Annotated in this window: 22 protein-coding genes and 1 pseudogene; 15 read left to right on the top strand and 8 right to left on the bottom strand. The window is 66.0% G+C overall.

Going from position 1 to position 26,761, the window contains the following annotated elements; all coding sequences use genetic code 11:
- The first annotated feature begins 67 nt into the window (after nucleotides 1–67).
- On the top strand, nucleotides 68–724 hold the full coding sequence (locus B9C43_RS37075) for an SDR family NAD(P)-dependent oxidoreductase (protein ID WP_084431496.1): 657 nt from the start codon (nucleotides 68–70) through the stop codon (nucleotides 722–724).
- A 4-nt stretch (nucleotides 725–728) separates the two neighbouring features.
- On the opposite strand, the gene B9C43_RS37070 is transcribed toward B9C43_RS37075, so the two are convergent.
- A complete protein-coding gene (locus B9C43_RS37070; protein ID WP_143446865.1) occupies nucleotides 729–2,792 on the bottom strand; it encodes a glycoside hydrolase family 15 protein in 2,064 nt (687 codons plus the stop codon).
- Nucleotides 2,793–2,952: 160 nt separating this feature from the next.
- On the opposite strand from B9C43_RS37070, the gene B9C43_RS37065 reads away from it, so the two are divergent.
- Together B9C43_RS37065 and B9C43_RS37060 are read left to right on the top strand one after the other, a co-directional pair.
- Nucleotides 2,953–3,921 carry a TIGR03885 family FMN-dependent LLM class oxidoreductase gene (locus tag B9C43_RS37065; RefSeq protein ID WP_084431492.1) on the top strand — a complete coding sequence of 323 codons (969 nt, stop codon included), beginning with the start codon at nucleotides 2,953–2,955 and terminating at the stop codon, nucleotides 3,919–3,921.
- Entirely contained in the window at nucleotides 3,918–5,579 is a 1,662-nt protein-coding gene (locus B9C43_RS37060) for an alpha-amylase family protein (protein ID WP_084431490.1), read from the top strand. Before B9C43_RS37065 ends, B9C43_RS37060 begins: the two co-directional genes overlap by 4 nt.
- Before the next feature lie 5 nt (nucleotides 5,580–5,584).
- On the opposite strand, the gene B9C43_RS37055 is transcribed toward B9C43_RS37060, so the two are convergent.
- Nucleotides 5,585–6,772 carry a cytochrome P450 gene (locus B9C43_RS37055; protein WP_084431488.1) on the bottom strand — a complete coding sequence of 396 codons (1,188 nt, stop codon included), beginning with the start codon at nucleotides 6,770–6,772 and terminating at the stop codon, nucleotides 5,585–5,587.
- A gap of 143 nt (nucleotides 6,773–6,915) precedes the next feature.
- On the opposite strand from B9C43_RS37055, the gene B9C43_RS37050 reads away from it, so the two are divergent.
- Nucleotides 6,916–8,367 (top strand): amidase, encoded by a 1,452-nt coding sequence (locus tag B9C43_RS37050; protein ID WP_084431486.1) that lies wholly within the window; start codon nucleotides 6,916–6,918, stop codon nucleotides 8,365–8,367.
- A gap of 18 nt (nucleotides 8,368–8,385) precedes the next feature.
- Here the strand turns inward: B9C43_RS37050 and B9C43_RS37045 are convergent, their stop codons facing one another.
- Together B9C43_RS37045 and B9C43_RS37040 are read right to left on the bottom strand one after the other, a co-directional pair.
- Nucleotides 8,386–10,452, bottom strand: coding sequence for a HelD family protein (locus B9C43_RS37045; protein WP_143446864.1), 2,067 nt, complete (start codon nucleotides 10,450–10,452; stop codon nucleotides 8,386–8,388).
- Nucleotides 10,453–10,680: 228 nt separating this feature from the next.
- A complete protein-coding gene (locus B9C43_RS37040) occupies nucleotides 10,681–11,007 on the bottom strand; it encodes a hypothetical protein (RefSeq protein ID WP_033388908.1) in 327 nt (108 codons plus the stop codon).
- Nucleotides 11,008–11,180: 173 nt separating this feature from the next.
- Between B9C43_RS37040 and B9C43_RS37035 the strand changes: the two genes are divergently transcribed.
- The 3 genes from B9C43_RS37035 (at nucleotide 11,181) to B9C43_RS37030 (ending at nucleotide 13,209) form a co-directional block, all read left to right on the top strand.
- Nucleotides 11,181–11,762, top strand: a complete 582-nt coding sequence (locus B9C43_RS37035; protein ID WP_084431482.1) for a suppressor of fused domain protein — start codon at nucleotides 11,181–11,183, stop codon at nucleotides 11,760–11,762.
- Between the two features lie 48 nt (nucleotides 11,763–11,810).
- Nucleotides 11,811–11,981 (top strand): hypothetical protein, encoded by a 171-nt coding sequence (locus B9C43_RS56980; protein WP_160096943.1) that lies wholly within the window; start codon nucleotides 11,811–11,813, stop codon nucleotides 11,979–11,981.
- Between the two features lie 82 nt (nucleotides 11,982–12,063).
- Nucleotides 12,064–13,209 carry a glycosyltransferase gene (locus tag B9C43_RS37030; protein ID WP_084431480.1) on the top strand — a complete coding sequence of 382 codons (1,146 nt, stop codon included), beginning with the start codon at nucleotides 12,064–12,066 and terminating at the stop codon, nucleotides 13,207–13,209.
- An 18-nt stretch (nucleotides 13,210–13,227) separates the two neighbouring features.
- Here B9C43_RS37030 and B9C43_RS37025 read toward each other — a convergent pair whose 3' ends face one another.
- Complete coding sequence (locus tag B9C43_RS37025) at nucleotides 13,228–15,663, bottom strand: tetratricopeptide repeat protein (RefSeq protein ID WP_235039072.1); 2,436 nt, start codon at nucleotides 15,661–15,663, stop codon at nucleotides 13,228–13,230.
- A gap of 74 nt (nucleotides 15,664–15,737) precedes the next feature.
- Between B9C43_RS37025 and B9C43_RS56975 the strand changes: the two genes are divergently transcribed.
- The 3 genes and pseudogenes from B9C43_RS56975 (at nucleotide 15,738) to B9C43_RS37015 (ending at nucleotide 17,696) form a co-directional block, all read left to right on the top strand.
- Nucleotides 15,738–16,031, top strand: a complete 294-nt coding sequence (locus tag B9C43_RS56975; protein WP_160096939.1) for a hypothetical protein — start codon at nucleotides 15,738–15,740, stop codon at nucleotides 16,029–16,031.
- Nucleotides 16,032–16,270: 239 nt separating this feature from the next.
- Nucleotides 16,271–17,008 (top strand): annotated as a pseudogene (locus B9C43_RS37020) (LLM class flavin-dependent oxidoreductase); the annotation flags it as partial.
- Nucleotides 17,009–17,141: 133 nt separating this feature from the next.
- Nucleotides 17,142–17,696: a DUF4142 domain-containing protein gene (locus B9C43_RS37015; protein ID WP_084431476.1), complete on the top strand. Its 555-nt coding sequence runs from the start codon at nucleotides 17,142–17,144 to the stop codon at nucleotides 17,694–17,696.
- A 119-nt stretch (nucleotides 17,697–17,815) separates the two neighbouring features.
- Here the strand turns inward: B9C43_RS37015 and B9C43_RS37010 are convergent, their stop codons facing one another.
- Nucleotides 17,816–18,223: a hypothetical protein gene (locus tag B9C43_RS37010; RefSeq protein WP_143446863.1), complete on the bottom strand. Its 408-nt coding sequence runs from the start codon at nucleotides 18,221–18,223 to the stop codon at nucleotides 17,816–17,818.
- Between the two features lie 280 nt (nucleotides 18,224–18,503).
- On the opposite strand from B9C43_RS37010, the gene B9C43_RS37005 reads away from it, so the two are divergent.
- Complete coding sequence (locus B9C43_RS37005; protein WP_084431472.1) at nucleotides 18,504–19,670, top strand: PucR family transcriptional regulator; 1,167 nt, start codon at nucleotides 18,504–18,506, stop codon at nucleotides 19,668–19,670.
- A gap of 5 nt (nucleotides 19,671–19,675) precedes the next feature.
- On the opposite strand, the gene B9C43_RS37000 is transcribed toward B9C43_RS37005, so the two are convergent.
- Nucleotides 19,676–20,239: an ester cyclase gene (locus B9C43_RS37000; RefSeq protein ID WP_033388922.1), complete on the bottom strand. Its 564-nt coding sequence runs from the start codon at nucleotides 20,237–20,239 to the stop codon at nucleotides 19,676–19,678.
- Nucleotides 20,240–20,316: 77 nt separating this feature from the next.
- On the opposite strand from B9C43_RS37000, the gene B9C43_RS36995 reads away from it, so the two are divergent.
- Nucleotides 20,317–21,621: a cytochrome P450 gene (locus B9C43_RS36995; RefSeq protein ID WP_235039070.1), complete on the top strand. Its 1,305-nt coding sequence runs from the start codon at nucleotides 20,317–20,319 to the stop codon at nucleotides 21,619–21,621.
- 8 nt (nucleotides 21,622–21,629) lie between these two features.
- Nucleotides 21,630–22,316 (top strand): TetR/AcrR family transcriptional regulator C-terminal domain-containing protein, encoded by a 687-nt coding sequence (locus tag B9C43_RS36990; RefSeq protein ID WP_235039069.1) that lies wholly within the window; start codon nucleotides 21,630–21,632, stop codon nucleotides 22,314–22,316.
- Between the two features lie 24 nt (nucleotides 22,317–22,340).
- Here the strand turns inward: B9C43_RS36990 and B9C43_RS36985 are convergent, their stop codons facing one another.
- Nucleotides 22,341–24,257, bottom strand: coding sequence for a glycoside hydrolase family 9 protein (locus B9C43_RS36985; protein WP_143446862.1), 1,917 nt, complete (start codon nucleotides 24,255–24,257; stop codon nucleotides 22,341–22,343).
- Between the two features lie 238 nt (nucleotides 24,258–24,495).
- Between B9C43_RS36985 and B9C43_RS36980 the strand changes: the two genes are divergently transcribed.
- Entirely contained in the window at nucleotides 24,496–26,157 is a 1,662-nt protein-coding gene (locus B9C43_RS36980) for a PHP domain-containing protein (protein WP_084431468.1), read from the top strand.
- Complete coding sequence (locus B9C43_RS36975; RefSeq protein WP_200825865.1) at nucleotides 26,154–26,741, top strand: hypothetical protein; 588 nt, start codon at nucleotides 26,154–26,156, stop codon at nucleotides 26,739–26,741. The genes B9C43_RS36980 and B9C43_RS36975 overlap by 4 nt, the downstream gene beginning before the upstream one ends.
- Nucleotides 26,742–26,761: the final 20 nt, after the last annotated feature.

The following is a 26,761-nucleotide window of genomic DNA, read 5'->3' as shown; positions in this document are numbered from 1 at the left end:
GGCTCATTTGGATCTACTGTTCGGTCTAGCACGGTGAACGACTGACCGAGAACAGAACGGAGCAGCATTGACCACCATCGCCGTCGTTGGAGCGGGCCCGGGCCTCGGTGCCGCGGCCGCCCGCCGCTTTGGTGCCGAGGGCCACAGCGTCGCGCTCATCTCCCGCAGCCGGGAACGACTCGCCATACTCGCCACTGGCCTGCGGGCCGAAGGCCTCACCGCTGATGGGTACGCCGCCGACGTCCGCGATCGGGAGGCGCTGACCGGCGCGCTCGACCAAGCGGCGCAGGAACTCGGACCGATCGAGGTGCTCGTCTACAGTCCGTTGCCGCACAAGGAGTTCCTCCGTCCGGTTCTGGAGACCACTGTGGATGACCTGGTCGGTGCCGTGGAATTCTCGATCTACGGTCCGGTCACGGCCGCGCGCCATGTGCTCAAGGGCATGCGATCCCTCGGTCGTGGCTCGATCCTGTTCGTCAACGGGGGTTCCGGCGTGCGCCCGAACCCGAAGGTGGCGGGCACGTCGATCGCGTTCGCTGGTGAAAGCGCCTACGCGCAGATGCTGCACGACACCCTGACCGGCGAGGGCATCCAGGTCGGCCAACTCATCGTCCCGGGCGCGATCCAGCCGGGACATCCGACGCACGACCCGGCCATCCTCGCGGACAAGCTCTGGCACCTGCACACCCACCCCGAAAAGTTCCGGATCTTCGCCGAGGAGTAGCCACTTACTTGAGATACCGGTCGGCGACGATGCCGGGTTGTTCCACAGGTTTCCCGGCGTCGATCGACCAGGCCAGACGGACGTACTGGGCGTGAGCCCAGACCAGGGGCGTCGCGGATGTCGTTGGCGTTCCTGGGCGTTTGCCGGACGGCGCCTCGCGGTCCCATACCTGTTCGGGAAGCATCATGCCGTCGTTGGCCGTTGCCGCCATAGCGTGCAGCCTGGCCTTGGCGGCGTGCGCCTTTCCGGCCAGCAGTTCGTATTCGCCGCGTTCTCCCGCGAAGATGGGCCAGAGCCTGCCGTACGTACGTGCTCCCCCGATGTCCCATGGGCCGCCGTCGGTGCGTTCACCGTACCCGTCGTTGGTGAACCGGTGCCAGAACTGGCCGGTGGACGTGTTTTCGCCCAACACCCGGTCGACGACCGCGATGGTGTTGCGGATCGTCGCGTCCTGTGGGGACTTCACACCGAGCCGCACGAGTTCGAGGAAACTGGGATCTACCTGGGTTCGCTGATCGACTGTGCCTGGGTAGTTGTCGCCAGGGTTGTACGCGGTGCCCTGGTTGGGCTGACCGTCTTTGGTGAGCCGGAGGTAGTAGGGCTGCGATGAATGCGGTCCGTTGGTTGTCACTGTCCAGGATTCGACGCGGGCCGCCCAGTCGTCGGCGATGGATCGATACCGTTGGGCCGTTGCCGCGTCACCGGACCGCTCCACCATGTCGGCCGCGCACACCAGGCCGGCGATGGTCGCGGCGATCGTGCCCGGGGAGTAGCCACTTTGGTTCTCCCACCGTTCCTGCTGGCTCCAGGGCGCGGAGAACCCGTCCTGCTCGTAGCCGATGATGAAGTCGGCGGCGCGCCGGACCATGGCGACGGTCTTTGTGTCACGCCTGTCCAGCTGCCACGCCAGCACAATCGGTAGCGCGGACTCGTCAAGCTGGATGCTCGTCCAATAGGGACGACCGGAAACAGTGTTGTTCTGCGGGAAATGGCCATCGGGTTGTTGCACACCGATGAGGTGGTCCACGGTCCGGTTCGCCCCAGCCATGTCTCCCGCGGCGATCAGTGCCGTCGCGATCTGGTACAGGTCACGCGGCCACACCAGGTGGTACGGCCCGGGTGTTGGCGACAACTCCTGATTCGTCCCGAACGCCCACGGTTCGGACGGCGACGCGATGAAGGCGCCGCGGTTACGTTTGTCCTCGCTGGCCGCGAGGACCAGAAGGGACGTTTCATAGATCGCGCGCCGCGCACTGGCCGGAGTCTTCAGGCCGCGCAGATATTCGTTCCAGCCCTGGACATAAGAGCGGCGAACGTCGGCGAAGCGTTGCTGTGCCGACGCTCGGGCGGCCGTGAGGGCGTTCTGTTCGTTGTCGCCGTAGCTGAGGATCAGCACAGCGTTACGGTCGCGTACGCCGTCGACCGTCAATTTTCCTGTCTGTCCGAGGTTTCCCGGCCCTGCTTGTGGGTAGAGGGACGTCAGACCGCGATTTCGGGACAGGTCTGTCCAACCGTCGCTTGTCCCGAGGTACCCCGTTGAGGTCGCGGAGAACGACGGCTGGGCAACGAGGGCGCTCGCGGCGGTGCCATCGGAGGCCGCCAACGCGTCGGCCACGGATTTCCCTTGGTCGTCAACGCCTTTGGCGGACAACGTCGGTTCGTAGAGGACGTAACTGTGCAACGGGCGGTGTGACCGGAGCTCAAAGTCGATCATCACCGACGCGCGTGCCGGATCAGTGACGTAGGTGATCGTTGCCGTCCAGCCGCGTCCATTCGCGATCTGACGGTAGGACAACCGATCCTGCTCGGTGCGCACTCGCACGTCCGAAAGCCGCTGTACGAACGTTTCACCGTCGGTGACGACGAAGTCCAGGCGACGAGAGGCCGGTGTGGAAAGGTCCGGGTAGAACGTCTCGGTCATCCCACCGCGACCGAGCGTGAACCACACCGGGCTGTCGATCGGCCGTGCCGTGCCGAATCCTTGCTTGTCGGCAGGCAGATAGCCGGGGTTGATACCGGGGGCGCCGGGTGGCGCACCGGTCTGGCCGAGCGCGGGTGGTGCAACCATGATGAACAGACCTACCAAGGCGGATAACAGCCGTCGACGCCGCACTGCGTCCCTCCAGGGCGATTTCCGTGATCCCTCTTCGAGTCTCCTCGCCGCCACGCGATCCGCAACTTGAAACCCGGCACGTTCGGCATCGGCCGGTAAGGGGTACCAACCGGACATGACGGTCTATGGGATACATGCCTCGCACGAGCAGGTTCACCCGACCGCACTGCTGGCGGCCGTACAGCGAGCCGAAGCTGCGGGGTTCGGTGCGGCCATGTGTTCGGACCACTTCTCGCCATGGAGCCAACGACAGGGGCAATCAGCATTCGCGTGGTCGTGGCTCGGTGCCGCGTTGCAGGCGACGGACCTGCCGTTCGGCGTGGTCAACGCTCCTGGCCAGCGGTATCACCCGGCGATCATCGCCCAGGCCATCGGCACGCTCAGTGCGATGTATCCCGGCCGGTTCTGGGCCGCGCTGGGCACCGGCGAGGCCAGCAACGAACACATCACCGGGGAGGGATGGCCCCGCAAGGAGATCCGGGACGCCCGGCTGCTCGAATGCGTCGAGGTGATCCGTGACCTGTTGGCAGGCAAGGAAGTCAGTCACGACGGGCTGGTCACCGTCGACCGGGCGAGGGTGTGGACGAGGCCGGCCGAAGTCCCCAACCTGGTCGGCGCCGCGGTCAGTGTCGCTACTGCTCGCAAATGTGCTGCTTGGGCGGACGGCCTGATCACGGTCAACGCGCCGGTCGACCACCTGCGGCAGATGATCGACGCGTACCGTTCGGCAGGCGGCCGCGGCAAGGTTTATCTTCAGGTACACCTCAGCTGGGCGGCTGACGACGAGACCGCTGCGGCGATCGCGCACGAACAGTGGCGCAGCAACGTGTTCGTGCCGCCCGTCTGCTGGGACCTGGAGATGACCGACCATTTCGACGTGGTCTCCCAGCACGTCACCGCCGAGCAAGTCGCCAAGGTGGTCAACGTGTCGGCGCAGCCGAACCAGCACGCCGACTGGCTTCGCCAGTACGCCGACCTCGGCTTCGACGAGATCTACCTGCACCACGTCGGCCAGGAACTGGACGCGTTCATCGACGTGTTCGGCGACAAGGTACTTCCCCAGCTGCGAGGAGATGCGTCGTGAGACTGACCCGGACCGCCGACGTCTGGTGGAAGGACGCGGTCATCTACTGCCTCGATGTGGAAACGTACCAGGACGGCAATGGTGACGGCTGTGGCGACTTCCTGGGATTGACGCAGCAGATCGACCACCTTGCCCGCCTCGGCGTCACCTGCGTGTGGCTGATGCCGTTCTTCCCCACACGTGAACGCGACGACGGATACGACATCACGGACTTCTACAACGTCGACTCCCGGTTGGGCACGTTGGGTGACTTCGTGGAATTCGTCCGCACGGCTCGTGACCGCGGCCTTCGCGTGATCGCCGATCTCGTGGTCAACCACACGTCCGACCAGCATCCGTGGTTCCAGAGTGCGCGCTCCGACCGCAATTCGCCGTACCGGGACTGGTATGTCTGGCGCGACGAGCCACCGAAGGACGGTCCACAGGGGATTGTCTTCCCGGACAAGGAAAAGAGCCTCTGGGACTTCGACGAGCAGGCCGGTCAGTACTACCTGCACAGGTTCTACAAACAGCAGCCGGATCTCAATGTCGCCAACCCGGCGGTACGCGACGAGATCGCCCGGATCATGGGGTTCTGGATGGAACTGGGCCTGTCCGGTTTCCGCGTCGACGCGGTTCCGTTCCTGCTGGAGACCGCGGGTCAGCAAGACGCAGGCGAACTTCCCGACCCGCACGACTACCTCGCGGATCTGCGCGCGTTCCTGACCCGCCGCAACGGCGAGGCCGTCCTGCTCGGCGAGGTCAACCTGCCCTACTCGGACACACTGAAGTTCTTCGGTGACCAGCATGGCGTCGGTGACGAGCTGACGATGTGCTTCGACTTCATCGCGATGCAGAAGTTCTACCTCGCCATGGCCCGCCGCTCGGCCGCCCCACTGGCCGAGGCGCTGCGCGAGCGTCCACAACCGCCACGCGATGGCCATTGGGCCATGTTCGTGCGTAACCACGACGAGCTGACCCTGGACAAGCTGTCCAAGGACGAGCGCCAGGAGGTGTTCGACGAGTTCGGGCCGGAGAAAGAAATGCGGCTCTACGACCGTGGGCTGCGACGTCGTCTGCCACCGATGCTCGGCGATGTCGAGCGTACGAAGATGGCGTACAGCCTCATGTTCAGCCTTCCCGGCACCCCGGTCTTGTTCTACGGCGAGGAAATCGGAATGGGCGAGAACCTCGTGGCCGAAGGCAGGCTGGCCGTGCGCACGCCGATGCAATGGAAGGCCGACCGCAACGGCGGTTTCTCGACCGCGGACCGTGACCGCTTCCCCTGCCCCATGGTCGAGGGAGAGTACGGCCCTGAGCACGTCAACGTCGCTGATCAACGGCGCAGCGATGAATCAATGCTGTCCTGGATCCGGTTGTTGATCGAGCGGTACCGCGAGTCGCCTGAGCTGGCGTGGGGCCACTACGAGGTGATCGACACCGGGCATCCCGCCGTCATGGCCCATCGCAGCAGCATCGGCGAGGACATGGTGCTCGCCTTGCACAACCTCGGCACCGAACCGGTCGACATCTCGTTGCGACTCCCGGAGTTCGATGATTCGCACGTGCTGACGGACCTTCTGGCCGACGGTACGACGAAGATCTCGCGCGACGGCCACGCGAAGATCTCTCTCGGTCGTTACGGCTGCCGTTGGTTCCGTGTTTGTCCGGCACAGTGATCCCGTCACCAGCTGATTGGCAACGCGATCGGCCCGCGCAGGGCCATACCGGTCCTCCACTCGACCTCGTCCGCGGGCACCGCCAGCCGCAGGCCGGGCAACCGCGCCAGCAGCGCCGTCAACGCCACCTGGATGTCCATTCGCGCCAGCTGCGCCCCGATGCAGTGGTGCGGTCCGTATCCGAATGACAGCTGCCCCTTGGCGTCCCTGGTCACGTTGAGCCGGTCGGGATCGGGGAACTTGCGCGGGTCGCGGTTGGCCGCATGCTTGGCCAGCAGCACGGGTTCACCCGCGCGCACGGTGCCGCCGCTCAGCTCCACGTCCTGCAGTGCGTACCGGGGCAAGATGTCGGCGACCTCCTGCGGCGGGATCCAGCGCAACAACTCCTCCACGGCGCCGGGCATCAGCTCCGGCCGGGACCGCAGCAACTCCAGTTGGTCGGGGAACGTCAGCAGCGCGTACACCGAGTTCACGATCTGGCTCGCGGTGGAGTCGTACCCGGCGCCGAGCAGCAACACCGTGAGCTGCACGAGCTCGTCGGCGGTGAGCCGGTCGCCTTCCTCCTGCGCCACAACCAGTGCGCTGATCAGGTCGTCTTCCTGACGTTCGCGACGCTTGTCGGCGAGCCCGGCCAGATATCCGGCGAGCTCACCGAGCCTGGCCATCTTCTCCTCGTCCGTCAGCGCCGTAATGGACATGAACGCGGCGGCCAGCTCCTGGAAGTGGTCCCGGTCGTCGTACGGCACGCCAAGCAGCTCGCAGATCATCAAGCCGGGCAACGGAACCGCGAATGCCGTCACCAGATCGGCGGGCGGACCGGCCTTCTCCATCTCGTCCAGCAACTCGCCCGCCAGGCGTGCCGCGTTCGCGCGCAGTCCTTCGACGCGGCGCACGGTGAACGCGTGCGCCAGCAACCGCCGCAGCCGAGTGTGCTCCGGCGGATCGAGGTCGGTCAAAATCGCGCCCATCCGCTGCGGGCCCATCCGCGGCGTGTCCCGCACGACAGCCTCCGCGAGGCTGAACCTCGCGTCACCGAGCGCGATGCGGACGTCGTCGTACCTCGTGAGCAGCCAGCCCTCTTCGCCGTAAGGGAGCTTCACGCGGGCCAGCGGCTCGTTGTCCCGCAGCCAGCCGTACATCGGGTCGATCTCCAGCCCGCGCACCGAACCGAACGGGTAGGAACGCACGTTCATGGCACCCTGCTTGTCTTGGCAGGCCGTAGGGAGCTTTCCTTTCGTCTAGGGTATCTCGGGTTCAGGCCTCGCCGGTGAAGGTGCTCGCTGTTGCGTGAACCGGAATTTCGTGTCCTCTGTGGCCGACCAATAGCTTCGGATTCATGGAGTGGAGCTTTCAGACGGCCGAAGAGCTCGTTGCCGCGTTGCGCGCCGGTGCGGAGACATCGGTGGAACTGACCGACGAGGCGATCGCCCGTATCGAGCGCGACGACAAGGTGATCAACGCGATCTGCGTGCCGGACTTCGACCGTGCACGGGCGGCCGCACACCGTGCCGACCAGGCACGCGCACGTGGTGAGGACCGGCCGCTGCTCGGCATCCCGGTGACGGTCAAGGAGTCCTACAACATCGCCGGGCTGCCAACGACCTGGGGCATGCCGCCGCACCGGAACTACGTACCGGCCGAGGACGCGGTACAGGTGTCGCGGCTCAAGGCCGCAGGCGCGGTGGTGCTCGGCAAGACCAATGTGCCCTTGGGGCTGCAAGATATACAGAGCTTCAACGAGATCTACGGCACCACCACCAACCCGTGGGATCACGGTCGCACGCCGGGCGGATCCTCCGGCGGATCAGCGGCGGCGCTGGCGTCCGGGTTCGGCGCGCTGTCCATCGGCTCCGATATCGGCGGCTCGTTGCGCACCCCCGCGCATTTCTGCGGCGTCTACGCGCACAAGCCGACGCTCGGACTGGCGGCTAACCGCGGTATGGTCCCGCCGTCCGAGCCGGCATTGCCGGTCGACCTCGATCTCGCCGTCGTCGGTCCGATGGCGCGCACCGCCCGCGACCTCAGGCTCTTGCTCGACGTCATGGCCGGACCGGACCCGCTGACGCTGGGCATCGCGCACGACTTGACGCTGCCACCCGCGCGCCACGAGCGGCTCTGCGATTTCCGGGTCTTGGTCCTCGACGAGCATCCGCTCATTCCGACCGGGTCCGCCGTGCGGGCGGGCGTGAGCCGGATTGCCGACGCGCTTGTCGAGGGCGGCGCCCGCGTCGAACGGCACAGTCTGCTGCTGCCCGATCTGACCGAAGCCGCGACGCTCTACATGCAGTTGCTGATTTCGGGCTCCGTTGCGCGTTTTCCCATCGAATCGCACGAGCAGCTGCGGACCCGCACCGCCGGACTGAGCGCGGACGACCAGAGCCTTGACGCCGTGCGGCTGCGCGCCATGGTGTTCAGCCACCGCGACTGGATTGAGGCGAACAACCGCCGCGAACTCCACCGCCACGGCTGGCGGCAGCTGTTCGCCGAGTTCGACGCCGTGGTGTGCCCGATCACGCCGACGCCCGCGTTCCCGCACGACCACAACCCCAATCCGTTGGAACGGCGCATCGACATCGACGGCGTCGAGTACCCGTACTTCGACCAGCTCGTCTGGGCCGGCCTGGCCACCATGCCCGGCCTGCCCGCCACCGCTATACCCGCGGGCCGGTCCCCCGAGGGCCTGCCGGTCGGAGTGCAGCTCATCGGTCCGATGTTCGAGGACCGCACCCCGCTGCGGCTGGCCGAACTGCTCGAGCAGAAGACCGGCGGCTTCCAGGCACCGAAGTAGGGCGCACTGGCCTGCCGGTCAAGGTCTGCGTTCCTGGATCCGTGACAGTTCGGCCGGTGCCGGGCCAGGATGCAGGATCCCGAGTCGCCGGGTGGCACGTGTCATGGCGACGTAGAGATCGTTGTAGCCCAAGGGGGTGGCGAGTATCGCGGCCGGGTCGACGATCAGCACAGAATCGAATTCCAGTCCTTTGGCCTCGACCGGCGTCAGCACGACGACGGGATCAGTGATCGCGGATGGTCCGGCCAGGTGCAAAGCCTTCCCCAGCAAGGCGAGGTGGCACGGCGGGGTGATGATCGCCAACTGGCCGTCGGTGTGTCCGGTGGCGATGTCGGCGACGATGTGGGGCAGTTCGGCCAGTGTGACGTGTTGGCGCCACGGTGATTCACCGGTGGCGCGTACGGATCGGGGCGGCTGCAAGCCGGGATGGTGCGTGGCGAACAGGTCGCTGGTGGCGGCCATGATCTCTGCTGGGGTCCGATAGTTGATGGTGAGCTGGGCCAACCGCCAGCGATCGTGCACGTGCGGCCGCAGTACCCGATCCCAGGACGAGGCACCGGCCGGATCGCTGGTCTGAGCGAGGTCGCCGACGATGGTCATCGACTTGGTGGGGCAGCGACGCATCACCATCCGCCAGGCCATCGCGGACAGTTCCTGCGCTTCGTCAACGACCACGTGCCCGAACGTCACCCCACTGCTGGCTGCTGCGTTGGTCTCGCCGATTATCGCGGTGGCCTCGTCCAGCAACGGGATGTCCGCCGTACTCCAGTGCCTGGCCCGGTTGGCGAACAGGTCAGCCACCACTTGCTGTGCGGTCAGCGGAGGCCACAGCTCATCCAGCACGCGGCACACTGAGGTATCGGCCAACAGAGCGCTGCGCAGGTGGGCACCGTCGACCTCGTCAAGCAGACGCCTCGGACCGTCATGGTCCGGATCGACCACCACTCCGGCGGCGGCCAACGCACGCAGATCGGCCGCGCTGAGCCTGCCGTCGGCGCTGCCGCCGTCGATGGCTTCGCCGGTGTCGGTGAACACCACACTCTCCATCCGGTCGATCAGGCGCTGTGCGAGCAGTTCGACGATCCGTTGCTGGAACACCAGCCGGGCCTGGTTGTGCGGTAATCCCGTGCGGGAAGCCATGTTCAGCGCGTGGCGGCACTCATGCGGGTCCAGCCGCACCACCTGCTGCTCAAACTCCACCTCGACCGGCTCATCGGGAGTGCGCACCCGCGACCGCACGACGGCGGCGATCCGGTCGGCCATGTCGGCCCGGCCCTTGGTCTCGGCGATCTCGGGCGGGTCCGTGCGGCTGACCTCGATGTCCGGCCGTAGCAGGGCAATTGTCCGTGTCACCACCGCATGCTCGCCCAGACCGGGCAGCACCTGCCCGATGTAGTCCAGGAAGACCTCGCTCGGGCCCACGATCAGCACGCCCCGCGTACGCAGATGCGGACGGGTGTACAGCAGATAGGCCAGCCGGTGCAGCGCGACCGCCGTCTTGCCTGTCCCCGGGCCGCCCTGCACCACCAGCACTCCGGCGTATCCGTCGCGGACGATGCCGTCCTGCTCGGCCTGCAGCGTGGTCACGATGTCGCGCATCTGCCCGGTTCGATCCGCGGTCAGCGCCGCCATCAACGCGGCTTCCCCGACCAGAGCGCCATCCTCGGCGGTGTCCGGATCGAGCAGTTCGTCGTCCAGCGCGAGAACCACACGTCCCCGGGTCGTGATGCGTCGTCGCCGTCGCACTCCGTGCGCGGCGGCCATGGTCGCGGTGTAGAACGACTGGGCCGCTGGTGCTCGCCAATCGAGAAGCAACGGCTCCTCATCCCCGTCCTGGAACAGGCCCAACCGGCCAATGTAGATACGGCGCCCGTCACGCATGTCCAGCCGCCCGAAGCACAGTCCGTCCTCCACGGATTCCAGTCGGGCCAATTCCGCCTGCCACAACGCCATCGTCTCCTGGTCCGCATCGGCATCCCGGGCCGCGGACAGGCGGTTCGCCGCGTGCGCACGCAGCGCGTCCAGCCTGGCGTACAGGGCGTTCACATACTCCTGCTCACGATCGACCTCGTTGCCGCTCGGCACCCCTGAACTCCCCGCTGTTCGATGATCAGTGACATCGAGGGTGCACGGCGAAGTCGCCAAGAAACAGTCTTGTTCTTCCGGCTCGGCTCAGCCGCCCGACAGCAAGCCTGGCGCCGACGTTCCCTGGCGAACGCGGGTTCCTGGCTGCGATCGGCATCAGAGATGGGATGCGGTGGCTGCCTTGGCTGGGCCCCGCAGAAACCTTTGCCCGTGACTCGGTAGCGGTCGCTACCGAGTCTGGTAGTTGACGAGTACGGCCTCGCTGCCGCCGCAGTTGTACTTGGACCACGTATTGGCCCTCGAGACCCAGGGGCCGTAGTGCGGCGGCAACGCCGTACTACCGCAGTGGACGACAGCCCGAACCTGCGATCCGCCGGTGAGCGTCCGGCACAACGCCATGCCGGTGTTGTATTTCAGCGATGGTGGCGTCATCATCCGGTCGACAGCGCATCCTGACGCGGCCGCATAAGCAGGCGTGCCGATGGCGAGCACCCCGGCGGCTAGTGCGGCCGACGAAGCGACAGTCAGAGCCGTCACCCGGATACCTGAACGCATAGTTGCTCATCCCCTCTGGACTCCGTTGAGTCTTCACATCCTTGTCAGCCCCGCTTGTGGTTTTCTTGCGGCGATAACAACTTCTTTCCCGTGACCGATCCGGGTGAGTGCTTCCCTCCCTCGTCCAAGTTGAGAATCTCGACCCGCGTTTCACGACGCGAGGATGAGTTTCCATGCGCCAGCAGATCGAGTCCGCGCCACTACTCCACCACCTGCAAACCTACGCAGGCGAGCACCGCGGAACCGAGTCAAAGCCATACGACCGGCCTGACCACCAATACAGCCTCGAACGGTTCGACCACACCAGCAGCGGAACCACCACCATCACCAGCAACGGACTCCGCCACCTCCACACCGACACACCATTCGGCGAAGAAATCGCCTGCACACTCCATACCCCACAAGCCGGATACGCCCGCGCCATCACCGGCGCGATGTGTGAATACGTCACCCTCAGACACACCGGCATCGAGTACGGCCAGATCATCGACAACCACGACGAACTCTTCGACGGGACAGACAAAGAAGGTCTACTCGCCGCCATCCACCCACACTTCGGCGACAAGTTCAACTACATCACCCGCAACCCCAACACCGCCCGCACAAGCGACAACATCCAGCTGCAGATCGTCACCCTCCTACCCATCACCCGACACGAGATCGAACTCGCCGCACGCGACATCGACCTGCTCTACGAACACTGGCACAACACCCACCCAGACTTGCTCGACATCACCAGACCGTCCACAACGTGACTGCGAGGCCGTAGCACGCGGACAGGTTTCACGTATTCGTCGAGCACGTTGAACGCGACGGTGCAGCCAGGGTTGCCTTCGCGGGTGTTGTCGGCGACCAGGTTGTATTTCGGTCCGCCCGGCGTGTACTGGACCGGCCCGCAGTTGGTGCCGGACTTGGTTTTCGGTGCGTCCGGGTTGTCGATCTGGTTGCCGATCCACTACAAGCTGACGATGTGACGTGGCACACAGTTGGCATATCTGAGCCGTTTTCCGTCATCCGGGCCTCCTGTGTGTCCAACCGTTCTTACGATGGGGTGACATGAAGGTCGTCTTCTCCGCCCTGTCCGCGTACGGGCACATCTTTCCGATGATCCCGTTCGCTCAGGCCATGCGTGATGCTGGCCATGAGGTGCTGTTCGCCACCGCCGAGGATTTTCTTCCCGTGGTCGAGCGCGCCGGGCTACGCGGCGTCCGCGCCTCCGAGCCGCTGCAGACCACGGTGACCACGATTCATGGCGTCCGTATCGCGGGAGACGACCTCACACCACAGGAGATGCTGGACCGCGCAGGGAAGGTGCTCGGCGACGTCGTGCCACGGGAGTTCGTCGCCGATCTCGCCCCTGTTCTCGCCGACGTGCGACCTGATGTGCTGGTCCACGATCCGGGCAATCCGGGCGCCGGCCTGGCCGCTCAGCTCGCCAAAATCCCGGCCTACAACCACGGCTTCGGCCGGGCACTGCGCGGCGCTTTGCCGGATGCGTGCAACGGGTACTTGCGTGCGTATGCCGCAGAGCTCGGCTTGGACTTGCCTGACCAGTACCCCGGGCTGCTCGGGCACCCGACAATCGACATCTGCCCGCCTTCCTTGCAACGCCCGGACTTCCTCGCGCTCGGCCAGCGCGTCGAACTGCGCCCGGTCCCTTACAGCGAACCGGGCGAACTGCCACAGTTCGTCCAGCAACCGGGCCGTCCGCTCGTCTACGTCACGCTGGGCACCATCTACAGCACGGCCGACATGCTCAGGCGGGTGATTCGTGGCCTCGCCCGGCTCGACGTGCGGGTGCTGGTGGCCACCGGTCCGGTCGATCCCGCCGACCTCGGTGCGCTGCCGGAATCGGTGTGGGCCGAGCGTTGGGTGCCGCAAGGCCAATTGTGGCCTTACGTCGACGTGTCAGTGCATCACGGTGGCAGCGGTGCGATGCTCGGCGCGCTGGCGTCCGGCGTCCCGCAGTTGATCATTCCCGGTTACGCCGACCAACCGACCAATGCCCGCACTGTGCAGCACGCGGGCGCAGGCCTGATGCTGACCTCCGAAGAGGCCACCGCGGACGTGATCGTGCAGAAGCTGGACAACATCATGACGAACGAGTCGTTCCGCATGGCGGCCAAGCGACTTCGCAGCGAGATCGAGCAGATGCCAAGTCCAGCAGACTTGGCCAAGCGGTTTGCTGACCTGGTCGACTGAGACGCTACCCATCCGTCCTCAAGGGACAGAGCGGCTACTCGCTCCCAGCCCCCTACGGACGTTCTGGAGATGGAACCGGACGCGATCAGTCAGCGGATGATCGTTGCCCAGGACTCGCTGGGTGTCGAGGAGCAGTCGCTCAAGCTCTGCGCTTACCACCGGCCTGTCGTCCAATTCCAGACGGCACATGACGAGATTGAGTCGCGTGCCGAACGTGTGGGGATGATCGCTTCCGAGTATCCGTTGTTGGTCTTTGAGCAGCTCCTCCAGATCAGCCTTCGCGTCGGCGTCCTGGAAGGCGTTGATCTTCGAGTTGGCGATGTCCTGCCGGGTGATCAGGGTGCTTGGATGGTCCGGTCCCAGAACCCGGATGCGATCTTGGAGCACAAGCTCCTGCTCGATCCTGGCATCGAGGTCGTAGCCGACGGCGGCAAGCTGACGTGCCAGGTTGCTGCGGCAGAGAAGGGTGCTGGGGTGATCCGGCCCCAGCACCCGTTCATGGTCGCGGTGCAGCACTTTGAGCTCATCCAGCGCGGCGTCGTAATGTCCTGCCTGCGCCAGGTACACAGCTCGGTTTCCCCGGGTCCCCAAGGTGTCAGGATGATCGGCGCCGAGAAGAGCGACTTGGCCGGTGAGAACTTCGTCGAAGATCTCGGTGGCGGTGGCGGGATCACCGGCTTCGCCAAGACACTGTGCGAGGTTGGCACGGATCACGAAGGTAGCCGGGTCGAGATATCCGATCACTTGCAAGCATCGAGCCAGCAGTTCGCGAAGCTCTGCCGTCGCCCCGCGTAAGTCGCCCGCTGCTGCCCGGCTCCGGGCCAAGTCGAGGCGAATCGCGAAAGTGTCACGGTGATCGCTGCCCAGCTCGGTTGTCGCGTGCCGAGCGATGTCTTCGCAATAGGTTACGGCTTGGGACAACAAGCCTGCGTCAACGAGGCTTCGTGCAGCGCGGATCAGTATCGGATGCACGCCGAGCTGCCATATCCGTGGACCGGTGCACTTCCATAACGCGTTTGCGTTGGCGCGTAACGCTGCCTGCACTGTCTGAATCTCCGGCCACACCTCGAAAAGGGCGTCCGCGACGGTCAGTATGGTCGTGTCCAACCGTTGGCCCGCAAGGCATTCACGGACAGCACGTTGCACCAGGGCGTGCACACGGACGGCGCGTTGAGGCTCGTCGAGGTCAAGAGTGAGCAGGCTGAACCGCTGGAGGCACTCCAGACCACTCGTGGCGTCCTCGGCTGTGATCTCCCGGTCCAGACGGTTGTCGAGGTAGTTGGCCACGGCTTCGGTGGCGAAGACGGCAGTCGGGATGCCAGCGGGATCCAACAGCGATGCCAGTTCCATGATCGGGCGCGCCACCCCCAGAGGGTCGAGCTCGTCCGCGGCATCGATGGACAACGACCACGTGGCGGCCACCGATTGCGCGTACTCGTCGGGCAGTTCCTCCTCCCGGGGCAGCAACTCCCGGAGCGTGATGCGGCGATCTGCCAGTTTGGCGCGATAGCCGGCGCAGCTGAGCAGCGGCTTGTTGATCAGGTACGCGGCGGCCTGCGCCAGCGCCAGCGGCAGATTTCCGAGCTCCTTGGCCAGGCCTGCCAGCTCCGTGGACCCGCTGCCTGCACGGGCCGGGAGCTTCTCGATCAGGTAGGTCAGCGCTTCGGCATCGGTGAACAGTTCGACGTCGACAATCCGGCGCCGATGTCCTTGCAGGGCGGCGTCGCGGCAGCGCGTCGTGATCACGACCTGACCGGTGGCCGAGTACGGCGGCCACAATCCGTTCAGCACAGCCGGGGATTGCAGATCGTCGAGCACAACGAGCCATCGCTTGGCGGTTTCGGCCAGCCACGCCAGCAACCGGTCGCACGCCTTGCCGCCATCGGCGGGGTCATGGCCGAGTAGGTCCTGTGCGACCTCGGCGAAGCCGTCCACGACAGCGGCACGGGTGCGTGCAGAGATCCACATCAGCAAGTCGATCTTTTCGCCATCCCACTGCGCATGGGCATGGTCGGCGGCCACCTGGGTTTTGCCTACTCCACCCAGCCCGGTCAGGACAGTCACACGAGTCAGGACTTCGCTGACGGCACGCCGCTGGAACGCACCGGCCCGCGGTGGCACAGCGCCGAAGCGCCGCCGCCGCGTTCCTGAGATCTCCGGGGCTGGTAAGTCCCCTCGCCAAGCTCTGTTGGCCCTGTGCCACTGCTCTTCGACCTCTTGGAGCCATTCCGGGGCGTCGCCGAGCTTCCTGGCGATACCGAGGACGGTGGGCAACGGGACCGGTCTTGCGGCGGTGAACAAGTCGGACACCACCCTGTCGCTCACTTGAGCCGCGGCGGCCAGCGCGACCTGGGTGACGAGCCTGGAACGACGGTGCTTGTCGCGAAGCAACTCCCCTAAGCGCCGAGCCTCGGCCGGGCGAGCGGTCGCCTTCTTCTCGTGCGAATCGGCCACGTCCGCCTCCCGGAAATGTCCCTGAGCTCTCCCGGACACACCAGGATCCTCGCAGATCATCGAGATTCGGCGGTATGACGAAGGTAATCGCGGGCGTGAGCTGGCCGGCCTTGGCTGTCAGCGCCCTGGCGGGCGCGCCATGGCCGGTATGGATCGCCACCCTGCTGGCACCATCTGTGGTGCAGCTGATACTGGGGCTCAAAGCCCTGAACAAGGCCGACGTCAAGCACGTGCCCGCCGTCTTGGAGTCGCTGTTCCTCTCTCGCCCGGGACGCCAAGAAGCGAGGGCCGAGTCAGAAGATCACGATCAGCAACACGATCACCGCGATGGCCGCGACGATGGCGAAGATCGGGAACCGCCCAGCTGAACTGCGGTAATGGCTCCGGACAACAGTACTGCGAAACAAACTTCCCGGTAACCGGCGGCGATGTCTGTGGACCCAAGGCATAGCTGCTCCCGACGTTGGCGTCGACTCGGTCAAGGCCCGCGAGATCCGCGATCTCACGAGGCCAAGCGTCACGGCCATACCTCCCGGCCAGCCGGACGCTTCAGCCAACGAATACCCAATGGTGGGCAAGCAACACACTTGGCTGAGCGGAGAACGCGGGCTGGGATGGAGTGTTCCTGTGGGACCACGTCGTCACCGCGGCCATGCCGATTGTGGACCCGTGGACCACACTGGGCGCGATAGCCCAAGCGACGCAACGGATCCAGTTCGGCACGATGGTCACGCCGCTGGCCCGCCGACGCCCTTGGGTGGTCGGACGGCACGCGGCGACGCTCAGCCGGTTGTCGGGCGGGCGGTTCGTGCTGGGCACCGGTCTCGGTTCGGACGAGTCCGGAGATTTCAGCCGGTTCGGCGAACCGGCTGAGCTACGCACCCGTGCCGCGATGTACGACGAAGGTCTGGCGATCGTGCGGACGATGTGGTCTGGCGAAGCTGTCGAACACGCCGGTGAGCACTACCAGGTCCGGCTTGCGCAGACAACGCCTGAGCCACAACGCATCCCTGTCTGGGTCGGCTGTTCGACGACCAAGCCGCAGGTACTGCGCCGCGCAGCGGGCAGCGACGGGATATTCCCCAACCCCGACAGCCACCGACTCACACCGGACGAGCTGACCACCATTCTCGCTTCAGTACACGAAACCGGGCTCGTCGGTGACCGGCCCTTCGCCGTCGCCGTCGCCGGAAACGCCAGCCACGCATGGGAAGAACCCATCACGGTCGACGTGCGGGGACTGCACCAGGCCGGCATGACCTGGTGGATGGAGTCCTTGATCCACTTCGACCCGCTGGACCTGTCGCTCAAGATCGTCGACGCCGGCCCACCCCAGATCACGTAGACGTCCACCGTTCCGTCTCATGTGGACTCCTCGGCGAGCTGCGCATGGATGACATCGTTCGTTTCTCGGATTGCTTGGCAGGTCAAGGTTTCGGCACGCTCAGGACGTATGGAACCCGACACAAGGAGGACTTATGCGGGTCCTTTCCGTCCTGGCAGCCCTGGGGCTGTGTGGTGCGTTGACATTGGTCAGCCCTGCCGCGCACGCGGTGGACCCCCAAGCGGTTTCCGTGGGCGTTCGCCAACTGTCCCAACAGGACCGAGTGTTCCTGGAGCGGTCGCACCAGAACAACCTCACCGAGATCATCGCGGGCAACTTGGCGGTGCAGAAGGGTGAATGCCCTCAGGTGCGCGAACTCGGCGCGATGCTGATCACGCATCATCTCGCACTCGATGCCGAGGTGACCGCGGTTGCCACCCGATACGGTGTGCCGCTGCCGCAAGCTCCGAGCGCTGAGCAGGCCGCGGAGCTCAGTGACCTCGCGCGGCGAAGCGGGCGCGATTTCGACATGGCTTGGTTGCGGTTCGCGATCATCACTCACGTCCAGGCTCTTGCGCTTGGTGAGCAGGAGATTCTGCTTGGGCAGCAACCCGATGTGAAGCAAGTGGCCGTCAAGGCCCAGCCGGTCCTCCGCCACCACCTCGAACAAGCCGTTGCCGCTTGGGAAAAGTGCGCACAGAGCGGCTGAGTGGGCGCCGCGCACGACAGAACCGCAGTTCACGGCGCGGTGAACTGCGGTTCTGTGCTGGTCGCCGGGACGGTCAACGCGGTTCTCGGCCGACCGCCCCGGCATGCTTCCTCAGGTGTTCAGGAAAACTCACGGACACTGAAGGTGGAAAACGCGGTCGGCGCGCAGCTGATACTGAAGTTGTACGTGCCGACGGCCTGCAGAATGGGACCGAAGACCTGTCGGCCGTCCTGGCAGTTCAGGATCACCTGCATGGAGCCGAACCGCACCGTGCACGTGAACTGGGCGACCTGGAACGGCGGCAGACTCGCATACCTGCAGGTATAGACGGCGTTGATGCCATCCACGGAGTGCTGCGTGCTCTCGTAGCCCGCCGTCGAGACCTCGCCTGCCGTCACGCCGCCGGCCGGGGCGGCGGATGCCACGGCAGGCGCGGCAAAGAGGGCGGCAATTGCCAGGGCTAAAATGAGTAGTGGTTTGATCGCCTTGGCCACCATGGATTCTGACCCAACAAGTGGTCGACGCATGCGGATTCTCCTCATACTATTTCGGTACGAGATTCTTTGGCCATTGTTTTGGCCTGTTGCGTCAGCATTCCAGGGCCGCAGCGGCCACATCTACGTGATTGCGGGTGAAGCTCGGCAAGCTCGGCCAAGATCGATTTGTCACTTTCCCGGGTTGCCGCCGAGCGGTCGCACGCCAGGTGTGCAGCCTCCAGGGCCGCCCGAGTCCAATTCAGTCGTCGTCCAGTAGGACGGGTGACTCTCCGCCAAGACCATCATTGGGTGACAGCAGCGAGGCGAACGAATGGACGGGCTTTTCAAGGTGCTGTGGGACCGGGCACACCGCAACGCACGTCGAGCCGTCAACATCTACGTCAGTGAGCTCCCTGACTTCCGCTCAGCGGCCGAGGACGCTCGAGCCCGCGCCGCGATGCTCGACTTCGCGGTACTGCTCAGACGCCGCAAGGCCGTGCTCGCAGCCGAGGGCGCGCCCTTCACTGACCAGGACCTGGCGATGCTGACTGCCTTCGGCGAGGAACGCGGCACGCAAGGCGTTTCACTGGGTGCCCGACGACGTGTGCTTGATCTGCACGACGTTCTCACCCTGAGAGAGATCCACGAAGCGGCCGGCCTGGACGCGGTCGACCACGTGACGGAGATGATCGGCTGGCTGCCGATGAACGCCCTGGCCGGGCACAACGCCTACAACCAGGGCTTCCTCAACGGGCAGAAGCGCTCGCTGCCTCTTGTCAAGCGTGTCCAAGACCTCGCGTGCACCTTGCTCGCGGACATCTCCGTGATGCCCGGCCTCGCGGACAGCCTCAACGTGAAACTCGCCGACCGGTATGTCATCACGGTCGTGCGGGTGTCCGGCGCCTCTTTCCCCACGAACCAACGACGCGAGGAGATCCTCGGCGCACTGCTGAAGCGCTATCAGGTGCCGATGACTTGGCGCGAACCCGATGAGCTGGTGGCCCTACTCCCCTGCGGCGACACCGAAGCAGCGGAGGAACGCGCTCTCGACCTCGTTCGCGACTTCGCCCGGACAGTCGGACGGCCGTGCGCGACCGGCGCGGCCATAGGGCGGATTCACGCGCTGGCTGACACGGTCGCACTGGCGCGCCGGATCAGCCGCGAAGCGCCCGTCGAGACCGTGCCACGCCATCTGCGGACCATGGCAGACGTCTTCGTCGAACTCGGCGTCACGCAGTTGCCACAAGTCGACGAATGGCTTCGTAGCATCGCGCAGCGGCTGGCAGGCGGACCGGATCTGGTGTCCACATTGGATGCCTACTACCGGCACGACATGAACCGGCTGAACACCGCCGGGTCGTTGCGGATCCACCCGAGAACACTCGACTACCGCTTCCGCCGGATCCGCGAGCTCGTCGGAATGGACCCCGGTTCGCTCCAAGGGGTACGCGTGCTGAGCGCCGTGGTGGCTCGCGTGCTCGCCGGACGCTGGAGCTGAAACGATCAGACGGGCTGGAGGTCCGGCTCGGTGGTGTCGATCAGGCGCTGATCGGGGCCTTCGGCGGACATGGCCAGCAAGCCACGCACGAGCTTGACCAGCAGCGGCCAGTTCTTCGGCTTCCTCTTGTCCACTCCGCCGATGAGCTGCTTGAGCATCGAGACGGTGTCGAAGTAGATCCGTTCGCACACCAGGTTCTCGTCGGCGTCGAAAATGAAATAGGCGGTCATCCGCACCCGGAACTTCGAACCGGTCGCCGGGATCGTCCCGAGCGGGCCGAGATGGGTGCCCAGCAACCAGAACTCCACGATGACCGCGTCCGCACTGTGCCGCAACGCGATCAGCTCGTGGCGTTGATCGGGAAAGGCGACTCTGGTGTCGTGGTAGTAGCCACGGACAGCGCTGTCGCCGTCGTGGACCGTCATGGTGGCGATCAGTTCGTAGTGCGGGTGCGGGAACGTCGACAGGGTGGCGTCCCAGTCTTGGGCGACCTCGTCGCGGAAGTGGTCGAGGACCAGCTTCTGCCGCGCTTTGAGGATCTCGGTGTCCGGGATGTCGAACTCTGTCATCGACTGCTCCTGCATAAACCTACAGTGTAGGCCGACTATAACCTACACTGTAGGTCGGTCAAGGAGAGGAGCCGCACGTGACCCTGAACGGAGTCCTCGACAGAGCAAAGCCGGCGGTCAGGTGGGGCCTGGCGCACGCACTTCCCCGGACACTGATGCGGCGCGAGGCCCGACGCGGCGACCTCCAAGGCCGGCTGGTCGCCGCCGCCACGAAGGGGCACGACCTGTCGGGCCTGTTCGACGAGATCCGTGCCGCCGGACCGCTCGCCCCCGGGCGCTACACCTGGACCACCACGACACACGCCGCGGTCCGGGAACTGCTGTCCAGCAACGACTTCCGCACCCGGTCGTCCATGCCCGACGCATCAAGGCTCGGACGACTCGTGACGTGGTCGGCCAGCGACCACGTCCACCCGGTACGGCCCCCGTCGCTGCTCGCGGTCGAGCCTCCCGACCACACCCGCTACCGCAAGCTCGTCACGCGCGTGTTCACCGCACGGGCCGTCGAGCAACTGCGCGAACGAACCCAGCAGATCGCCAACCAGCTCCTCGACGAGCTCACCCATCGCGGCCCCGTCGACTTGGTCAAGTCCTACTGCGGGCTGCTCCCCGTCACTGTCATCAGCGAGATCCTCGGCGTCCGGCCCCAAGATCACGGCCGTGTCCTCTCCTTCGGCGCGGCGGCCGCGCCCAGCCTCGACTTCGGCCTGGGGTGGCGAGCGTTCCGCAGCGTCGAGACAGCGCTGGCGCAGTTCGACGCCTGGCTCGGTGACCACCTCGAGTACCTGCGTCGCCACCCCGGGGACAACCTGCTCAGCCAGCTCGTCGCCGCGCGGGACAACGGGGTCGGGCTGACCGGGACAGAGCTGAAGGCGACCGCGGGGCTGGTGCTGGCGGCCGGTTTCGAGACCACCGTCAACCTGCTCGGCAACGGCATCGCTTTGCTGACCCGGCATCCCGACCAGCTCGCTCTGCTGCGCGAGCGGCCCGAACTGTGGAGCAACGCGGTCGAGGAGGTGCTGCGCCACGACCCGCCGGTTCTGTTGACCGGCCGCACGGCAGTGCGCGACACCGAGGTCGCGGGCGTCACGCTGCCACGTGGGGCGATAGTGACCACCGTGCTCGCAGGCGCGAACCGTGACCCGCAGGTCTTCACAGACCCTGCCGCCTTCGACATCACCCGCGCCAACGCCCGCGACCACGTCTCGTTCGGCGCAGGCCGCCACTACTGCTTGGGCGCCTCGCTGGCCCGCATGGAGGGCGAGATCGGACTGCGCACGATCTTCGAGCGTTTCCCCGGCCTGCGCCTGCTCCCCGGAAGCAGTCGCCGACCGACCCGAATCCTGCGCGGTTACGAGCACCTGCCCGCCACACTCACCTAGGACGACAGATGACTCCCACCGCCGCCAAACCCCGGCGCGGCCGCCCACCCAAGGACTCCGGTGGCGTCCTGTCGCGGGAACGGATCCTGCGTGAGGCCCTCGCCCTGGTCGACGAGGAGGGCATCGAGGCCGTCAGCATGCGCAAACTCGCGCGCCGGCTCGGCGTCGACCCGATGAGCCTGTACAACCACATCGACAGCAAAGACGCCCTGCTCGACGGAATCGCCGAAGTGCTGCTGTCCCGCCTGCCAGCGCCGTCACCAGCAGCGGACCTGCGAGACAGCATGGACACGATGGCGCGGGAATTCCGGGCGACGATGCTCGAACATCCCCGCGCCGCACCACTCGTCCTGACCCGCAAACTCGCGTCACTGACCGCACTCACGCCCCTCGAAGCCGTTCTCAGCCCACTCCTCGCCGCGGGCTATCCCCCGGACCTCGCGGTCCACGCACTGCGAACCGTGCTGGCGTACCTGATCGGGACCCTGATGCGCGAAGTCAACGTGGCCCCCACGTTCAGCGTCGCCAACCCCGAGGCCAGCCGACGCCGGCTCGCCGACCTCGAAGCGTCCGGTCTGCCCGCCGTCATGTCGGCGGCCCCGTACCTTGCCGTGTGCGATCACGAGCAGGAGTTCGAGTTCGGGCTACGCATTCTGATCGACACCCTCGCCACCATGGCCGCACAGCCACACTGATCGCGAGCCCTCTACTGTGGACGGTCAGGCTGGCGGATCACCCCACACCACGGTCGAACCTTGGACCAGGTTGAGGTTCGGTGTCTGCACCGGGGTCGAGCCGCTGGGTGCCAGGCCGCGGCGCGACCAGTCGTTGCTCGGATCCCACGTGCCAGCGCTGCTGATCCGGAACTGGATCTCCTTGCGGTACCGGGACTGGCCACCCGGCGCGACTCCCGTCGAGCAGGTGATCTCCACGTAGTACACGTTGCCGGAGAACTGCTTCACCGCAGGCTGACCGCATTGGTTGTACGGCGAGGTCACCGAAATCTGACTGGGCGTAGTGCTTGCGTCGAGCGTGAAGTAGTAGCGCAGCGCACCGGTGAACGTGCGTGCTGGCCAGGCCGACTTGTTGAGCACGTACGCCTTGACCTCAGTGAACTTGTTGCCATCCGGCTGGTTCAACGCGCCTTGCGCGAAGATCTCCGGCCCATCAGGGGTTTCCGTCGGCGGGAACGCCGTCAGCGGGGCGCCGCCATACTCCCCGTAGAGACGCGCGAGTGCGCTGGTGAAGCCCGCGTTGTAGTCCAACGCGACCTCGTTCATCGTGTAGTTCGAACGATCGTCGGTGTACGCGTCGTTGGGCGACGTCGGTCCGCCGACCAGGGCGCCGTAAAGGACATGCCGATTGGTCACGGGGTCCGCGATGCTGTCGGCCCATGAGCCATGTGCGGTCCGGTGATGGGGATTGCGAGGCGGGTTGGCGCCGAAACCGACCACATAACTGGACTTGCGCGGGTTGTCACCCAGCGCGTAGTTGATCTGCCGCACGCCGAAGTCGTGATAAGTGCGGGCACGGGTGGGGTCTTGCGCCTTCAGCCAGTCGCTGTAGACCAATGCGGCGAACGACGTGTTGGCCGCGTACCGCAGGGACCCCCACGTGTCGAGCACAGCCTGCCCACCCGGCGAGTACGGCACTCGCTGGCCGTTCACCCCGACGGTCCAGTAGTCCAGCCAACGGTTCGCGTCGGCGATGTACTGCTGCTTGCCGGTCAACCGGGCCAGCAACACATAGGCGCCGTACGACTTGTCGTCCCACGCGATCGTCCATTTGTAAGAACGGGTAGTGCTCTGCGGCTCAGTGGACAGCTTGGGGTACTCCGCCTCGGCTTTCGCCAGATACGAGCTGTCGCCTGTGGCCCGGTAGAGCCAGATCGCGCCCCACACCAGCTCGTCCTGGTAACCGCTCCAGGAACGGTAGAAGTTCTGGGCGTCGGTGATGCAGTTCGAGTACGCACCCCGATACGTGTCCGCGAAGGTGTAGAGCTGCTTGGCATGTGACAGCAGTGTGGCGGCGTACGCGGGGTCGCTGTCCTTGAACACGAGGTAGCTCGCCGCGAGCTGGGCCGCGGCCTCACCGGCGAGATCGGAACCAGGGCAGGACGCGTCGATCTTGTACGACGGGCGAGCCATCGTCATCGTCTCGGCCGGGCCCCACCACCGGTGGTCGTCGTCGCCCTTGCCGACCTGGCCGTACAAGACGTTCGGCTGCGGATGCGCCTTGATCAGCCAGTCGTTTCCCCACTTCAGGTTGGCTTTGACGAACGGCAGCTGGCCGGAGCTCTGGTATGCCGCAGGGTTCTCCACCACGCCCCAGGCGAGCATGGTCATGCTGAACTCGAACGGCAGCCCGAACTTCACGTGGTCACCAGCGTCGTAGAAACCGCCGGACAGATCGAGGCCGACGTCCTGCCCGTCTGTCACCGCCGAGTCACCGCGCCAGGAAACCCGGTTGTTCGCAGGCAGCCGGCCCGAGCGCTGGGCGTCGTAGAACCACACCGACTTCTGCAACGCCTCGCCGTAGTTGAAGGTGGCGGCAGCGCTCACACTGGCCGCAGCGGGCACCACGGACAGACCCACCACCAGCACCGCGGGCAGAACCCGGGACAACATTGTCCACATAGGACACCTCACCGTCGGCAACATTTCTGGGAGCGCTCCCAGAAAGCGACTGTAGCGAAAGATGGCCGATCGGCACTCCGTCATCCGGGTGACCGCCCACTACGAGCCGCCCCGAAGTGGTTCAAACGCGCATCAAGTGTCTTCCCGGCCGCCACGCTGCGTTCACCTCTCGTTTCCCGATCACCGGGACGCTGTCCCGGCTATAGGTGAACTGAATTCACATTGAGAGCGGGCGCGCATGGGACATCACCACGAACACGGGCACGAACACGACCAGGCTGAGTTGTCCCCCGCGGTCGACCTGTCCCTGCCGGACGAGGCGCTCTCCCCGACCGACCTTTCCCGCCGGTCGATGCTGCGGCGAACCGGCCTGCTCGGTGCCGGCCTGGCTGGAGCCACCGTGTTGAGCGGCGCGCCGTCGGCCGCGGCCTCGCCCAAGGGCGGGTTCCGGTGGCTGTCCGGCGATCACCACGTGCACACCCAGTACAGCAACGACGGCAAATACCGTGTCGCCGACCAGGTCCGGCACGCCGACACCTATGGCCTGGACTGGCTGGTGATCACCGACCACGGCAACGCCACGCACGCGCGAATCGGCGTGGAGAAGGTCAACCCGGACATCGTCGACGCCCGCAGCCGGTTTCCCTCGACGCTGGTTTTCCAGGGCCTGGAGTGGAACATCCCGGCCGCCGAGCACGGCACCGTGTTCGTCCACCCTGGACAGAACGAGGTCGCGCTGCTGCGCCAGTTCGAAACGTCGTTCGACGGCGGCGTACGCAACGCGACCGCGAGCACCCCGGCCAACGAAGCGCTGGCCATCGCGGGCATCGACTTCCTCTCCGACGCGGTCCGCAGGCGCACCGTCCGCGACGCACTGATGCTGGCCAATCACCCAGCCCGCAAAGGAATCGACTCACCACACGAGATCCGCAACTGGCGCGACGCCCAGCCGCACATCGCCGTCGGCATGGAAGGTGCTCCTGGCCATCAGGCCGCGGGCATCGCCGCCCCGACGGGCATGGGCCGGGCCCGAGGACTCTACGACGGTAGCCCCGGTCCGCAGTCATTCCCGGGCTACCCGTTGGAAAGCTATCGGACCTTCGGCGGTTTCGACTGGATGACCGCCACCGTCGGTGGACTCTGGGACAGCCTGCTCGCCGAAGGCAAACCGTGGTGGATCACGGCGAACTCCGACTCGCACCACGTGTACACCGACACCGCGACCGTCGGGCCAGGCTCGAACTACGAGGCCGACGGCAAGCAAGCCGACCCGGTCTACCGCGGCAGCGTCGACCTCGGCGAAGGAGACTTCTGGCCCGGGTACTACAGCCGCACCCACGTGGGCGCCAGCGACTTCTCCTATGCCGCGGTGATGAACGGCATCAGGGCGGGCCGGGTCTGGGTCGACCACGGCCAGCTGATCGACGGCATCGACGTGCGGCTGCGCACGACCGGCCGGTGGGGACAGTCCTGGGCCACCCTCGGTGGCGTACTGCACGCCAAGCGAGGCACGCAGGCCGAGTTGGTCGTCACGATCGACCTGGCTGCTCAGCCCAACTGGGCGCAGTTCGTGCCGCAGCTCGCCAGAGTGGATGTCATCCAGGGTGACGTCACGGGCCCGGTTGCCGACCGCGACACGTTCGTCGCGCCGCGGACCAGGGTCGTGAAGTCCTTCGACACTACGGCAGCGAGCGGAACCGTCAGCCTCAAGTACTCGCTCGGTCGGCTCGACCGGCCGGTCTACGTCCGTCTGCGCGGCACTGACGGCAATCGGACCGCGCCCGGTCTGCGCGGCGCCGAAGTCGATCCGGCCGGTCCGGCGATGGACGTTCTCGGCAACGCCGACCCGTGGCGGGACTTGTGGTTCTACACCAACCCGATCTGGGCCCTGCCGACGTGACCGTCATCGGCGTCGACTTCGGTGCGGCCACTCTGGCCGAAGCCGATCACCTGCTCTGCAGTCTCCCTCTCCCAGAGGACGCAACCGCCTGTACGCACCTCGTGCGGCGAGGCACTCCGCACGTCGCATGCTCACTGCGGCTACCCGCCGCCCGGGTCGCCGAGATGCTCGAGGTTCTGGCGGCGCATTCCCGTCCTCTCGGAATTGTCGGCGCCGGGCGGGAAAGCGGTCCGCGCGAACTGGTCGCGGGTGCCGCCGTAGCGGCCGGTAGACATGCGGCGCGTACGAGCGGCCGTGCGGTCATATATCCCGGCGTACGCGGGCTCACTGGCAACGTCACCGCGATGAAACTCGTTGCGACGTCCTACATCGACCGAATTCTCGTACTGCCGGACCGGTCCAGTCCGGAGCTGTCGACGACCGTCGTCACCCGTGACCACGTCCGTCCTGAATGGATCAACGGCGTGCTCACGTTGGTCACCACGCCGGCCGGGCCCGGCGTGGTGGCTCCGTTCGAACTACCCGATCCGACTCCGTGCTGCGGCGACGACCGCACGAGCGGGAAGTCGAACCCGCTCTTGTAAATGGGGGACGGGTCACCCTA

Origin of the sequence: Kibdelosporangium aridum (assembly GCF_900176515.1) — a bacterium.
Lineage (GTDB): Bacteria > Actinomycetota > Actinomycetes > Mycobacteriales > Pseudonocardiaceae > Kibdelosporangium > Kibdelosporangium aridum.
The sequence above is the reverse complement of the archived record's forward strand: the minus strand, read 5'-3'. Positions and strand labels throughout refer to the sequence as shown.